This window comes from Nocardia arizonensis (assembly GCF_001310275.1).
Taxonomy (GTDB): Bacteria; Actinomycetota; Actinomycetes; order Mycobacteriales; family Mycobacteriaceae; genus Nocardia; species Nocardia arizonensis.
Genome location: NZ_LGYZ01000087.1, coordinates 184606 through 197748 on the forward strand (window position 1 = coordinate 184606; position 13143 = coordinate 197748).

A 13143-nucleotide genomic window follows, 5' to 3' on the forward strand; every position below is an offset into this window, starting at 1 on the left:
ATTCGACACTGCCGACACGCCGCGACGAGCCCGCATTCTGTTCCACGACAATCTAATTGGCCTGCTCCCGCATCCGCCAGCGGATTCCCGACTCGATGAAGGAGTCGATATCGCCGTCCAGCACCGCGGTGGGATTGTTCACCTCGTAGTTGGTGCGCAGATCCTTGACCATCTGGTAGGGATGCAGCACGTAGGAGCGCATCTGGTTGCCCCAGGAAGCGCCCTCGGTGGTCTTGAGCGCGTCCATCTGGGCGCGCTCCTCCTGTCGTTTACGTTCGAGCAGTTTGGCCTGGAGCACTCGCATGGCCGAGATCTTGTTCTGTAGCTGCGACTTCTCGTTCTGGCATGTGACCACGATGCCGGTGGGGATATGGGTCAGGCGCACCGCCGAGTCGGTGGTGTTGACGCTCTGACCGCCCGGGCCCGAAGAGCGGTACACGTCGACGCGGACATCGCCCTCCGGGATCTCGATGTGGTCGGTGGTCTCCACGACGGGCAGGACCTCGACCTCGGCGAAGGAGGTCTGGCGGCGGCCCTGGTTGTCGAAGGGACTGATGCGGACCAGTCGGTGGGTGCCCATCTCGACCGAGAGGGTGCCGTAGGCGTAGGGGGCCTTCACCACGAAGGTGGCGCTCTTGATGCCCGCCTCCTCGGCGTAGGAGGTGTCGTAGACCTCGACCGGGTAGTCGTGGCGCTGGGCCCAGCGCACGTACATGCGCATCAACTTCTCGGCCCAGTCGGCGGCGTCGACACCGCCGGCGCCGGACCGGATGTTGACCAGCGCCTCGCGCTTGTCGTATTCGCCCGACAGCAGTGTGCGGACCTCCATCGCCTCGACGTCGCCGTGCAGCGCCGCGCGCTCGGCGTCGGCCTCGGCGAGCGCGGCCGTCCTGGCCTCGCCCTCCTCGCCCTCGGCGAGTTCGTACAGCACAGGCAGATCCTCGAGCCGCTGACGCAACTCCTCGACGCGGCGCAGTTCGCCTTGAGCGTGGGAGAGTTCGCTGGTGACCTGCTGGGCGTGGTCCTGATCGTTCCACAGGTCCGGGTCCGCGGCCTGATGCTCGAGTTCATCGATGCGGCGCCGCAACTCCTCGATATCGAGAACCGCCTCGACCGTCTTCAGAGTGGTGTCGAGTTCGGCGAGGTCGGCGGAAACGTCGGGATGCACGAGGGTCAAGCCTAGCGGCCGTCCCGACGCACCTGCTCTTCAGGCCGGACGAGCCGATGCGGGACGGGAAGCCCTCGGTACGTGGATCGGATTACTCATGTGTACGAGAGTAGCGGGACGAGCCCGTCGGCAGCGAGGCGATTTCCTCAGCCGTTGACCGCGCAACGCGCCGGGACGCAGACCACGCAGGGTGTCGAGCGCCTCGGCGCCGGCCGGGTCGGCGGGCAGTGCACGACCAGGGCAAGTCAACCGCAAGGGCGACAGAAGGTTCACGAGTCAGCCCGCCCGGTCTCCTGCGGCACGTTACGGGTAGCTGATCCCGATCACCAGCCGCTGCAACCAGATAAGTCGACGGTTCACCCCGAGACCGCACGCAGCCCAACGCGGTGGCGCCCTGCGAGCTCGTCCAGAGCAACGACAGTGGCGTCGTCAGCCGGGAGATAGACGAACAACCGCTGATCGTCATCCGCGGGAAGATCGAGAGTTTCGTACGACAACCGCAACCGACCGGCCTCGGCATGCTCGACACGGGTGACACCGTTCGCGGCGGGCAGGCTGGGCACCGTAGCGACGCGACGCGTGAATTCCGCTCCCGCGACGATCTCGAGCTCATCGGCCAAGGCCGCCATCGCCGGATCACTACGGAACGGCCCCTGCTTCAAAGCAGCCACCTGCTCGTCTGCGATGTGGTCCCAATCCGGATAGAAGTCACGCGCCAAGGGATCGCCGAAAACGAACAATGCGAGATTGGCCGTGGACGGATCATCGAGAAGGCCGGTCGACGCCATCAACCGGTGATAGCCCTCGGTGTAAGCGAGAACGTCGCTGAGACGATTCACCACCACCGCGGCAGCAGGCTCCAGATGGTCCAGAACGGCACGGACCGAAGGGCGAACACTGCGGGTCGGGCGCGCATGGCCGATGCAACTGAAGCCAGGCTCGCCGGCTTTGGTCAAACGGAACAGGTGGATACGCTCACTCGGCGCCAGCAGTAGTGCATCGGCGATGGCCGAGAGCACCGACGGTGACGGGTGACGGTCACGGCCTTGCTCGAGCCGAACTATGTACTCGACGCTGACGCCGGCAAGGGTAGCGACCTCCGCACGACGCAGACCGGGCGTGCGACGCCGTGGCCCCGACGGTAAACCGACACGGGCAGGTGTGACCGCCTCTCGTCGGCTACGCAGGAACAAGCCCAACTCGTTCTCGGCCACTTCCCCTCCTCAGGGTTCCACACGGCTGCCCGATACCGCGCTGCCGCTTGCTCGAGGGCACCGAACCAACGCCCGACACCGACGTCAACGAGGGTGTAACCGAGATCTCATTCCGGCCGGCGTCGCCAGTTCCGAACGGCGCAGGCCGGGGTGCGGCGGCGCGGCCCCTCGGGCAGGCCGACCCGCGCGGGCGTCGCCGCTTCACGCCGGGTCCGCGGTAACAATCCCAGCTCACCCTTCGAACCTAACAAGGTTCGCCGCGCCGAGGGTGTCCCTGCCACTACCACTCTCACGGCGGTCTCCCGAGTCGCCCTCGGCCGCAGCAGACTCGAGCGGGCCGGGCCGATCGTGGTCGGGCCCGGAAATCGCGTCGGAGAAGGAGTGCGAAATGTCAACTGAGAACGTGAAACTCGCGGTGATCGTCGCCAGCGTCCGTGAGGGCCGGTTCGGGCCCGTCATCGCCCGCTGGTTCGTCGACCAAGTCGACCGGCACGGCGAATTCGAGGTCGACGTGATCGATCTGGCCGATGCCGAGTTGCCGGCGGCGCTGCCCGCGGCGCCTCCGCGATTGGAACCGAATCCGGTCCGCCCCGCCGGGATGAACGACCTGACCGCGCGGTTGGCGGCGGCCGAGGCGTTCGTCATCGTGACCCCGGACTACAACCGCAGCTATCCGGCCGCGTTGAAAACCGCCATCGACTGGCATTTCACACAGTGGGACACCAAGGCGATCGGATTCGTCGGCTACAGCGGCGCCTCCGGCGGTTTGCTCGCCATCGAACACCTGCGCCAGATCTTCACCGAACTCAATGCCCACACCGTGCGCGACTATGTCTCGTTTCCGCGCTACTACCTGCTGTTCGACGAGCGTGGGGAATTGCGCGATCCGGCCGAGCCCGTGGCGGCCGCGGAGATGATGCTCGAACAACTGTTGTGGTGGTCGCGGGCGCTGCGCGCGGCGCGCGCGAGTTCCGCGATGGCCTGAACGCCGCTCGGGCGCGGATAGGGTCGACATGTGGCTGCTCACTCCTCCGACCTGGAACTCGCCCTGCGATTGGCCGACGAGGCCGACGCAATCACCACCGCGCGCTACGGCGCACTCGATCTGCGGGTCGACGCGAAACCGGATCTCACCCCGGTCTCCGATGCCGACCTTGCGGTCGAGCAGTCGATACGCCGCCTGCTCGGGCATGCCCGACCCGAGGATGCCGTGCTCGGTGAGGAGTTCGGGGGCGACGCCCGGTTCCACGGGCGGCAGTGGGTCATCGACCCGATCGACGGCACCAAGAACTTCGTGCGGCGGGTGCCGATCTGGGCGACGCTCATCGCCCTGCTCGACGGTGGCGTCCCGGTAGTGGGCGTGGTGAGCGCGCCCGCACTGGCGCGTCGTTGGTGGGCCGCCGCAGGCTCGGGCGCTTGGACGCAGGTGCATCCCGATGCGCCGCGGCCGATTTCGGTATCGGCCATCGGCGCCCTCGACTCCGCGAGTCTGGCCTACTCGAGTTTGTCGGGTTGGGGTGAACGACGCGAGAGGTTCCTCGCGCTCACCGATGAGGTGTGGCGGGCGCGCGGCTATGGCGATTTCTTCGGCTACTGCCTGCTGGCCGAGGGCGCGGTGGATATCGCCACCGAACCGGAGGTGTCGCTGTGGGATCTGGCGGCGCTCGACATTCTGGTGCGGGAGGCGGGCGGGCGGTTCACCGCACTCGACGGCACGCCGGGGCCGCACGGCGGGAACGCGCTCGCCACCAATGGGGCACTGCACGATCAGGTGCTGGAGCGGCTGAGGTCCTGAACGGGGTCGGGTGAGCGGCCGCCGTCCTTCATCGCGCGGCGGCCGCGGTGGAATGTCAGCCGCCGGACAGGCTCGGCGGCCGGGCCGATCCGGTGCCCGAACCGGTACCCGATCCGGTGCCGGAACCCGAAGCCGAGCCGGTGCCGATCTTGAAGACGCCGGAGCCGAGGTCGACGCCCGCGCCCGCCTCCCCCGAGCCGAAATCGAGCACGGGCACGCCGGAGCCGAAATCGATGACCGGACCGCCGGGATCGAAATCGACGGGTTGCAGTGGCAGGCCGGGTTCGGCCGCGGCCGTGGCCGAACCGAGTCCGATCGAGGCCGCGACAACGGCCAGGACGACGAGTCGTTTCATGACGAGAATCTCCATTACTTGGCGAACAAGGTGCCGACACGGTAGCGGAAAATCGAACATTCTGAAGTAGATTCGTTTCACTGTGTGCCGCGATAGCGCCGCGCGGGCAATGCAGCGGCGCGCCACGGGATTACACGCCGTTCCACATGTGTACCGACCATCGCGCGGACCTGCCGGAACAATCCGTTCCACATGGGGTCGACGCATTTATTACTCCAGAGTAAGGTAGCCTTACCGAGGAGTAAGATAGCTGGGGCAGCCGCACCCGACCCACCCGAGAAAACAGGTGATGATGAGCACTCGAGACAGCGCAACGACGCGACGTCAAGACAACGGCCGCAGCAATGAAAGCGCTGTCGGCCTCTCCCAGCCCAAGCGGGACTGGATGGGCACCGCCATGCGGGTCATGACGACGATTACCGGCTCGGACCTCGCCGAGAAGTACAACTTGCGCAAACCGATCGAGCGCGCCACCTACGAGGGCACGAAGACCGGCTTCCGCACCCTCGGCGCCGCCACCCGGGCATTCGCCAGGGTCTCCGGCGGCGGTCAGCCCAAACGTCTGGCGGACAACGAGTCGAAGAAGAAGGATCTCTTCGACATCACCCCGTCCGACGAACAGCAGATGATCACCGAGACGGTGCGGGAATTCGCCGCGGAAATCCTGCGCCCGGCCGCCTACGAGGCCGACAGCTCGGCACGGGCGCCGCGCGACCTGCTCGAACGCGCCGCCGAACTCGGTATCACCCTCATCAACGTGCCCGAAGAGCTCGAGGGTGCGGCCTCCGAGCGCGGCGCGGTCACCAACTCGATGGTCGCCGAGGCGCTCGCGCACGGCGATATGGGCCTGGCGCTGCCGATCCTCGCGCCCAGCGGCGTGGCCGTCGCGCTGTCGCAGTGGGGCACCGACGCTCAGCAGCAGACCTATCTGCCCGCCTTCACCGGCGAGAACGTGCCGCAGTCCGCGGTGGTCATCAGCGAGCCGCGCGCCCTGTTCGACCCGTTCGCGCTGCGGACCAAGGCCACCCGCTCGCCCAGCGGATACCGCCTCAACGGCGTCAAGAGCCTGGTCCCGGCCGCAGCCGACGCCGAACTGTTCGTCATCGCCGCCGAACTCGACGGCCGTCCCGCCCTGTTCATCGTCGAGTCCGACGCGCCGGGACTCGTCGTGGAAGCCGATCCGAGCATGGGTCTGCGGGCCGCCGGCCTGGGCAGGCTGCTGCTCAACGATGTCGCCGTCGGCATCGACGCCATCCTCGGCGACGGTGATGCCGCCACCCACGCCGCCGACTACGCCGACGCCGTGCGCTTGGCGCGTCTCGGCTGGGCCTCGCTCGCCGCGGGCACCGGACAGGCCGTCCTCGACTACGTCATCCCCTACGTCAACGAGCGCGAGGCGTTCGGCGAGCCCATCTCGCACCGCCAGGCGGTCGCGTTCATGGTCGCCAACATCGCCATCGAACTCGACGGTCTGCGCCTGGTCACCCTGCGCGGCGCCTCCCGCGCCGAACAGGGTCTGTCCTTCGCGCGCGAGGCCGCCCTGGCCCGCAAGCTTGCCACCGACAAGGGCATGCAGATCGGCCTGGACGGTGTGCAACTGCTGGGCGGGCACGGCTTCACCAAGGAACACCCGGTCGAGCGCTGGTACCGCGACCTGCGCGCCATCGGTGTCGCCGAGGGCGTCGTCCTCATCTGACCGGCCCGTTCCACCTCATTCAGGAGACTTCCATGATCAACCTCGAACTCCCCAAGAAGCTGCGGGCCAGCGCGAATCAGGCACATCAGGTCGCCAAGGAGATCTTCCGGCCCATCTCGCGCAAATACGATCTCGCCGAACACGAGTACCCGGTCGAACTCGACACCATGGCCGCCATGGTCGAGGGTCTCAACGACTCCGGCACCCAGAAGATCGGCGGCGCGGCGGGTGGTCGCTCCGACGAGGCGGCGCCGTCCACCGAACTGCTCGGCAACAGCAACGGCGGCAATATGGCCGCGTTGATGAACTCGCTCGAGACCTCGTGGGGCGATGTCGGCCTCATGCTGTCGATCCCCTACCAGGGCCTGGGCAATGCCGCCATCGCCGCGGTCGCCACCGACGACCAGCTGGCGCGGTTCGGCAAGGTGTGGGCCGCCATGGCCATCACCGAACCCTCCTTCGGCTCGGACTCGGCGGCGGTCACCACCACCGCCGTGCGCGACGGCGACGAGTGGGTGCTCAACGGCGAGAAGATCTTCGTCACCGCCGGTGCGCGCTCCACCCACATCGTGGTGTGGGCCACGGTCGACAAGAGCCTCGGCCGCGCGGCGATCAAATCCTTCGTCGTGCCGCGTGACGCTCCCGGCCTGTCGGTGGCGCGCCTCGAGCACAAGCTCGGCATCAAGGCGTCCGACACCGCGGTGCTGCTGCTCCAGGACTGCCGTATCCCCGCCGACAACATCCTCGGCAGCCCGGAAGTCAATGTGGAGAAGGGTTTCGCGGGGGTCATGCAGACCTTCGACAACACCCGCCCGCTTGTGGCCGCGATGGCCATCGGCGTCACCCGCGCCGCACTCGAGGAACTGCGCACCATCCTCACCGACGCGGGCGTCGAGATCTCCTACGACACCCCGCCCAACAACCAGCACGCCGCCGCCGCCGAATTCCTGCGCATGGAAGCCGACTACGAATCGGCCTACCTATTGGCCCTGCGTGCCGCCTGGATGGCCGACAACAAGAAGCCCAACTCCCTCGAGGCATCGATGTCCAAGGCCAAGGCGGGCCGCACCGGCACCGACGTGACCCTCAAGGCCGTCGAGCTCGCAGGCACCATCGGCTACTCCCAGCACACCCTGCTGGAGAAGTGGGGACGCGACTCCAAGATCCTCGACATCTTCGAGGGCACCCAGCAGATCCAACAGCTCATCGTCGCCCGCCGGGTGCTGAACCTGACCAGCGCCGAGCTGAAATAGCCTGTAATACAACGGAAACCGGTGCGAGTCCGCTTCGCGACTCGCACCGGTTTTTCCGTTCGGGAACTCGCTGATCCGATCATGATCGCCCGCAGGCCGCCGCCAGGCAGTCTTCCGCCGCCCACTGTTTCCAGGCCGCCACCACCGCCAGCCGAGCCCGCTCGTGGCTGTCATCCAACAGATGTGCGTAGACCTTCGACGTGAACCCGGGATCGGCATGACCCAGATAGTCCGCCTGAGGTGCCCGAAAGTTCTCGGAGACAGTGACCCAACGTAGAATTTGGGAACCTGAGGAAGAGGAAGCCGCGTTCTGGGGTCGCATGGCGCGGCGGCGGCCCATGAATTGGTGGACGTAGCGGACGAAGAATGGGGCGAATTCGAAGAACACTTCGACAAACGAAAAGTCGAACTCGGCTCCTGCGGAAGACCTTACGGCACAAGCTGTCAACATTTCTCTGGCAGGTCTGAGCGTGTTGCGAACCCGACTGATCTCATGGGTTCGCGCTCGATGAAGATCCCCGGGATTGCTCGTAGCACGCCGGGCTGAGTCATCACCGTGCGGCCATGCGGTCAGTGCCCCGCCAGGACCCGTTCAAGGGTGGCGTAGCCCGCTGGTTCCCAGGTCGGTTTGCCCCCGGGCAGACGACGCTTGCCGTTCTGTCCGATCTGGATCAGGCCCAGGGCGCGCAGGACAGCCCAGCCGCGAGCCCGGGTGATGGTCGCTTCGTCGGCCTGCTCATAGGCGTCGAAGAACCGGCTCGCCGCGCCGGCAGGCAACAGGATCCAGGCGGCTGAAAGGTCGGTCGCGGGATCGCCTGCGCACATCTCGCCGAAGTCAATCACCCCAGCGAGCGTCCCGTCCCGGACGATCACGTTCGCCGGATGCAAGTCACCATGCAGCCACAGTGGCGCGCCCTGCCAGACCGGCGCTGCTACGGCCTTCTTCCAGACTTCCCGTGCACTGTCAGCGCTCGCGTGGTCGGCGAGGATCTCGAACCCGCGGTCGACCCCTTCCTGCAATCCGGCCAGAGGGATGCCGCGCGTAGGGTTAGTCGGCGCGTCTGCGGGCGCCCGGTCGTGCAGCGCGCCAAGGAACTCGGCGAGGACCTCGGCAGCATCAATGCGTGTGATCGGCTCGTGATCGGCCGGTTCACCCTCGACCCAGCGCGCGATCGTCCAGGTGTGCTCGAACAGACTCGAGGGTTTGCCGATACGCACCGGGGTGGGAGTTGGCAGCGGCAGGTAGTTCGCCAACACGGGCAGCCACGTCTGCTCGGTGTGCAGCAGGGCAGGCGCGCGCTCGGTACGCGGCAAGCGCACGGCCAACTTCGGCCCGAGTCGCCATTGCTGGTTGTCCCAGCCTCCGGCGACGTCCCGGAGTTCGAGGTCTGCGAGATCAGGATGCTGTTCCCGCAGCAGCGCCCGCACCAGGTCCTGCTCAAACTTGAACTCGTCCATCAATAAGCCTCCGACCGCTCCATGCGCAGGGACGCTAGCATCGGTCTTCCCCGGAAGGTCCAGGCGTGTTGCGTGCTGACGTGTTCTGACGCACCGCATGGAATCCGGTGCCGGTGATCTGCTCGGTGAAGAATGGCTGCTGTATTGGACGTCGCGGGATGCGGTGGTGCCGCGGGAGTTTCTGCCGAAGTTGGATGAGTGGGCCGTCATCGACAGCCGTGAGCGTGCGCTGAGTATCGAGCCGGGGACGCCGGTTCTGATCGACCCGGCCGGGCGTGTCGATGCCCGGCCGGCGTATTTCCTGCGCCGGTCGAAGTTCGGGTTCCTGGCCGAGGAGTCCAAACGGGCCTATGCCAAGGACTACCGGCTGTTCTTCACATTCCTTCCTCATCGTGAAAAGTATTGGGAAGACGCCGATTACGGGGAGATCGACGATTACGAGTCGTGGCGACACCGGTCGCCGGACAACCCGCGCCGCATCGGCGGCAACAAGTGGGCACGGGAACTGGCGGCGTTCAAGCTGCTCTACGGGTGGGCTGTCGCGGTCGGGCACATGAACCGGTCGCCGGTGCTGACACATACGGTGCGCCGCCGCGACGGCACCGTGGTCGAGATCGCCAATAACCAGCCCAAGGACGTGCGAAACCCGTGCTCGATCACATTGGCGGGCAACATGAAACGGCACCGGTCGCGATGCGGCCGGTGCCGGTCGAGTAGGGACGAGGTCAGGCTGTGGCCGTCCAGCCTTCGAGGTCGGCGGCGTCGCCTTCGTACTGGTCGCCGCGTAGCTCGAGGGTGCTGTCGGCGCTGAGGTAGGCGGTGACGTCCTCGGGTTCCAGGACCTCGACGGCCAACGCGAGTTCGACATCGACGCCCTGCGCCAGGGTGAAGCCGACGAGCAGGCCGACGACTTCGGTGTCGTGACGTTTCAGCTTCACCAACGCCCCGAGGTCGTTGTAGTCCAGACTCGCGGCCTTCTTGATGATGCTGCCCATGCCTGGACCCTAGTGGACATTCCGCACAACCGAGCGCGTGACACCGCTCCGACGCTGGGCGAGACCGTGGCGTCGAGCGGGAGCCACCGCGCCGGAAAGTGTCAGCAGGTGTAGTACTCGCCCGCGTTCACCCCGCGCGGCGTGGCCTCCTCGGCGAGACAGCCGTAGGTCACCACACCGGCGTCACTCGCGTGAAATCCGGTGCCCGCCTGCTTGTTCACGCAGTACAGGCCGGCCGAATCCATCCGGCACTTGGTGCCGTGTACGACGATCTCCGAACCGTAGGGCAGTTCCTGGCCGTAACCGCGCACGAACGGACCCGGGTCACCGTGCAGTCCGCCGACGGTCAGGGTCTGTCCGCCGAACTCGACCCAGCCGCCGACCCAGTTGCCCTGCTGCCCTTGCGGCTTCGATGGCGGGTTCTTCAGGTCCACCAGGCAGACCAGGGTGTGGTTGCCTTCGTGTCCGTCGGTCGTGCAACGGATCTTGCCGGTCGGACTCGTGAAGGCGCGATCACCGTCGCCGAGCGCGCTCCTTGTCCCGTCCTCAGTGCCGGCCCAACCGTATTTCGCGCCGTCGATCTGACTTCCACCGTCGACCCAGCTCGACACCTCGCCCAACGGCGCATTGTCGCTCGGCGCGGTCTCGGCCTTCGCGGTGGTGCTCGGCGCGACCGCCGCGGCGGTGGTCGAACTCGGCGCCTCCGGGACGGTGGGTTCGGTCGTCGATGAGCAGGCTGCCGTGAGAATTACCAGTGCCGCCAAGGCCACGATACGCATGCGAAGCACCCTAGCGCCCGGGTCCCGCGTCTCGATCGGCCGCCGCGTGAACTACGAATCCGCAAGGACGGAAAGATAATTCACCAAGTGTGCGAACCTGCGGCTCCCGAATTGTCAAGTACTACGTAATTCCATAATCTCGTCGGCGTGAACCTGGAAGGACGTGTCGCGGCGTTGGAACGCCGCATCGCGGCACTGGAGGCCGCCACCCGGCCGGGCCATTCGAGCGGCGCGGTCGCCGAAGGACCGAATTGGGCGATCCGACGACTCACCGCCGATTTCGCGGAAGCCGAGGTCGTCAACGGCGGCATACTCTTCGCGGGCTCCGGTCATCTGCCCGCGGGCGACGGCTACGGCTGGCAGATGAGCTTCAGCACCGACGACCTGCTGCTCGACGATGCCGACAGCGCCGCCGAATGCCTTGCCGCACTGGGGAGCCCGGTGCGCCTGCGACTGCTGCGGGCCATTCTGTACGGACGGCGCACCGCCGCGGAACTCGCCGAACTCGACGGTGTCGGCACGTCGGGGCAGATCTATCACCATCTGCGCCAACTGGCGGCGGTAGGCTGGTTGCAGACCGCGGGACGAGGACGTTTCGAGGTTCCGCCCGGACGGGTGGTACCGCTGCTTGTGGCCTTGGCCAGCGCCCGCCGCTGAGCCGCGCGACACGAACCGACAACGAGTGATGTCCATTTTGTCGGCTTCAAACGTGATGCACGACACATCCTGCTACGGTGTGCGCACTGGATCGTTTCAGATTCGCGCGGCCGGGTGCCTCGCGAGTTGCCGTGGAGGTGTCGGATATGAGGATCGCGCACGTACTCGAAGTCGTGAAAGCGCTCGGACTGCTGCGAAGCAATGGCATCTCCGATCCGACCAAGCCGCTCGAGACGTTGCGCACCCTCCGGGAATCCAAGGTCTTCGGGCCGCAGGCGACCCTCGTGCAGCACACGGCCCGAATCTCGCCGGACGCGCCCGCACTCGTCGACGAGCGCGGTGAGCTGACCTACGGCGAACTCGACAAGCAGGCCAACGCGATCGCCCGCGGTTTGCGAGCGGCCGGTATCACCGAGGGCACGGTCATCGGCGCGCTGTGCCGCGACCACCGCGGACTGATCCTGGCGATGGTCGCCGCGGGCAAGCTCGGCGTGCGAATCGCGCTGATGAACACCGGTTTCGCCAAGCCACAATTCGCCGAGGTGTGCGCCAGGGAGAATGTCAAGGCCGTACTGCACGACAGCGAATTCCTCGGCCTGCTCGACGCCCTGCCCGCCGACCTACCGCGCTATCTCACCTGGGTCGACGAGGGTGCCGAACTACCCGGCGACGAACAGACTTTCGACGATCTGATCGCCGCGAACTCCAGCGAGCCGCTGCCCGCCCCGAGCAAGCCGGGCGGGTTCATCATCCTGACCAGCGGCACCACCGGCCTGCCCAAGGGCGCGCCACGGCACAAGGCATCACCGTTGGCGACCGCGCAGTTCGTGGATCGCATCCCGTTCCCCATCCGCGGCACCCAGGTCATCGTGTCGCCGATCTTCCACAGCACCGGTCTCGGCACGTGGCTGGTCGGCGCGGCCATCGGCAACAAGGTGGTGGTGCGCCGCCGCTTCGACGCCGAGGCGACGCTGAAGATGGTCTCCGACCACAAGGCCGAGATGCTGGTGGCGGTGCCGACCATGCTGCACCGCATGACGGAACTGCCCGCGGAGGTCCGCGCGCGCTACGACCTGTCGTCGCTGAAGTGCATCCTGCTCGCGGGCTCGGCGCTGTCGCCGGAACTGTGCGTCAAGGCGACCGAGGTGTTCGGGCCGGTGCTGTACAACCTCTACGGGTCCACCGAATGCGCCATCGCCACGGTCGCCGTTCCCGATGAGCTCGCCATCGCGCCCGGCACCGTCGGACGCTCCCCCGTGACCTGCGAGGTCCGCCTCTACGACGACCAGGACCGCCGGGTGACCTCGATCGACACCACCGCGCGCATCTTCGTGCGCAGCGGCGCGCCGTTCGAGGGGTACACCGACGGCCGCCACAAGCAGATCATCGACGGCTACATGTCCAGCGGCGACGTCGGCCATTTCGATGAGCACGGCCTGCTCATGGTGGACGGACGCGACGACGACATGATCGTCTGCGGCGGTGAGAACGTCTTCCCGCAGGAGGTGGAGAACCTGCTGCTGGAACGAGTCGACGTGTTCGACGTGGCGGTCATCGGGGTCGATGATCTGGAGTTCGGCAAGCGGCTGCGCGCCTTCGTCGTCGTCGCCGAGGGTCACACTCCCGACGGCGAGGAGATCAAGTCCCACGTCAAGAACAATCTCGCCCGCTACAAGGTGCCGCGCGATGTCGTCTTCCTCGAGGACCTCCCGCGCAATCCGACCGGCAAACTGCTGCGCCGGGTACTCGTCGAATACGAGATCGACGCCTAGT

14 protein-coding genes are annotated in these 13143 nt (G+C 66.8%); 7 read left to right on the forward strand and 7 right to left on the reverse strand.

The window, feature by feature from the left end; genetic code table 11:
* Positions 1–52: 52 nt before the first annotated feature.
* Both prfB and APZ21_RS20600 read right to left on the reverse strand, forming a co-directional pair.
* Positions 53–1168 (reverse strand): peptide chain release factor 2, encoded by a 1116-nt coding sequence (gene prfB, locus APZ21_RS20595; RefSeq protein ID WP_054814962.1) that lies wholly within the window; start codon positions 1166–1168, stop codon positions 53–55.
* Between the two features lie 356 nt (positions 1169–1524).
* Positions 1525–2382 (reverse strand): helix-turn-helix domain-containing protein, encoded by an 858-nt coding sequence (locus APZ21_RS20600; protein WP_054814920.1) that lies wholly within the window; start codon positions 2380–2382, stop codon positions 1525–1527.
* Positions 2383–2770: 388 nt separating this feature from the next.
* On the opposite strand from APZ21_RS20600, the gene APZ21_RS20605 reads away from it, so the two are divergent.
* Positions 2771–3367, forward strand: coding sequence for an NADPH-dependent FMN reductase (locus tag APZ21_RS20605; protein WP_054814921.1), 597 nt, complete (start codon positions 2771–2773; stop codon positions 3365–3367).
* 30 nt (positions 3368–3397) lie between these two features.
* Positions 3398–4177, forward strand: coding sequence for a histidinol-phosphatase (gene hisN / locus APZ21_RS20610; RefSeq protein WP_054814922.1), 780 nt, complete (start codon positions 3398–3400; stop codon positions 4175–4177).
* A 55-nt stretch (positions 4178–4232) separates the two neighbouring features.
* On the opposite strand, the gene APZ21_RS20615 is transcribed toward hisN, so the two are convergent.
* Positions 4233–4532 (reverse strand): hypothetical protein, encoded by a 300-nt coding sequence (locus tag APZ21_RS20615; protein ID WP_156371229.1) that lies wholly within the window; start codon positions 4530–4532, stop codon positions 4233–4235.
* Positions 4533–4818: 286 nt separating this feature from the next.
* Between APZ21_RS20615 and APZ21_RS20620 the strand changes: the two genes are divergently transcribed.
* Positions 4819–6228, forward strand: coding sequence for an acyl-CoA dehydrogenase family protein (locus tag APZ21_RS20620; protein ID WP_082393313.1), 1410 nt, complete (start codon positions 4819–4821; stop codon positions 6226–6228).
* Positions 6229–6260: 32 nt separating this feature from the next.
* A complete protein-coding gene (locus tag APZ21_RS20625) occupies positions 6261–7481 on the forward strand; it encodes an acyl-CoA dehydrogenase family protein (protein ID WP_054814925.1) in 1221 nt (406 codons plus the stop codon).
* 79 nt (positions 7482–7560) lie between these two features.
* Here APZ21_RS20625 and APZ21_RS20630 read toward each other — a convergent pair whose 3' ends face one another.
* Together APZ21_RS20630 and APZ21_RS20635 are read right to left on the reverse strand one after the other, a co-directional pair.
* Positions 7561–7869 carry a hypothetical protein gene (locus APZ21_RS20630; protein WP_054814926.1) on the reverse strand — a complete coding sequence of 103 codons (309 nt, stop codon included), beginning with the start codon at positions 7867–7869 and terminating at the stop codon, positions 7561–7563.
* Positions 7870–8051: 182 nt separating this feature from the next.
* Positions 8052–8939 (reverse strand): aminoglycoside phosphotransferase family protein, encoded by an 888-nt coding sequence (locus APZ21_RS20635; RefSeq protein WP_054814927.1) that lies wholly within the window; start codon positions 8937–8939, stop codon positions 8052–8054.
* A 97-nt stretch (positions 8940–9036) separates the two neighbouring features.
* Here APZ21_RS20635 and APZ21_RS34270 point away from each other — a divergent pair, with 97 nt between their 5' ends.
* On the forward strand, positions 9037–9750 hold the full coding sequence (locus tag APZ21_RS34270; RefSeq protein WP_156371230.1) for a site-specific integrase: 714 nt from the start codon (positions 9037–9039) through the stop codon (positions 9748–9750).
* On the opposite strand, the gene APZ21_RS20640 is transcribed toward APZ21_RS34270, so the two are convergent.
* Both APZ21_RS20640 and APZ21_RS20645 read right to left on the reverse strand, forming a co-directional pair.
* Positions 9665–9934 (reverse strand): hypothetical protein, encoded by a 270-nt coding sequence (locus tag APZ21_RS20640; RefSeq protein ID WP_054814928.1) that lies wholly within the window; start codon positions 9932–9934, stop codon positions 9665–9667. The genes APZ21_RS34270 and APZ21_RS20640 overlap by 86 nt on opposite strands.
* 101 nt (positions 9935–10035) lie before the next feature.
* A complete protein-coding gene (locus APZ21_RS20645; RefSeq protein WP_054814929.1) occupies positions 10036–10713 on the reverse strand; it encodes a hypothetical protein in 678 nt (225 codons plus the stop codon).
* Positions 10714–10860: 147 nt separating this feature from the next.
* Here APZ21_RS20645 and APZ21_RS20650 point away from each other — a divergent pair, with 147 nt between their 5' ends.
* Complete coding sequence (locus APZ21_RS20650; RefSeq protein ID WP_054814930.1) at positions 10861–11370, forward strand: winged helix-turn-helix domain-containing protein; 510 nt, start codon at positions 10861–10863, stop codon at positions 11368–11370.
* Positions 11371–11516: 146 nt separating this feature from the next.
* Positions 11517–13142, forward strand: a complete 1626-nt coding sequence (locus tag APZ21_RS20655; protein ID WP_156371231.1) for an acyl-CoA synthetase — start codon at positions 11517–11519, stop codon at positions 13140–13142.
* Position 13143 lies beyond the last annotated feature (1 nt).

What these genes read in the sequence shown, in the direction of transcription:
- APZ21_RS20605 (WP_054814921.1), top strand. Translation starts at nt 2,771, where the DNA reads ATGTCAACTGAGAACGTGAAACTCGCGGTGATCGTCGCCAGCGTCCGT.
- APZ21_RS20615 (WP_156371229.1), bottom strand. Translation starts at nt 4,532, where the DNA reads ATGAAACGACTCGTCGTCCTGGCCGTTGTCGCGGCCTCGATCGGACTC.
- APZ21_RS20625 (WP_054814925.1), top strand. Translation starts at nt 6,261, where the DNA reads ATGATCAACCTCGAACTCCCCAAGAAGCTGCGGGCCAGCGCGAATCAG.
- APZ21_RS20635 (WP_054814927.1), bottom strand. Translation starts at nt 8,939, where the DNA reads ATGGACGAGTTCAAGTTTGAGCAGGACCTGGTGCGGGCGCTGCTGCGG.
- APZ21_RS34270 (WP_156371230.1), top strand. Translation starts at nt 9,037, where the DNA reads ATGGAATCCGGTGCCGGTGATCTGCTCGGTGAAGAATGGCTGCTGTAT.
- APZ21_RS20640 (WP_054814928.1), bottom strand. Translation starts at nt 9,934, where the DNA reads ATGGGCAGCATCATCAAGAAGGCCGCGAGTCTGGACTACAACGACCTC.
- APZ21_RS20645 (WP_054814929.1), bottom strand. Translation starts at nt 10,713, where the DNA reads ATGCGTATCGTGGCCTTGGCGGCACTGGTAATTCTCACGGCAGCCTGC.
- APZ21_RS20655 (WP_156371231.1), top strand. Translation starts at nt 11,517, where the DNA reads ATGAGGATCGCGCACGTACTCGAAGTCGTGAAAGCGCTCGGACTGCTG.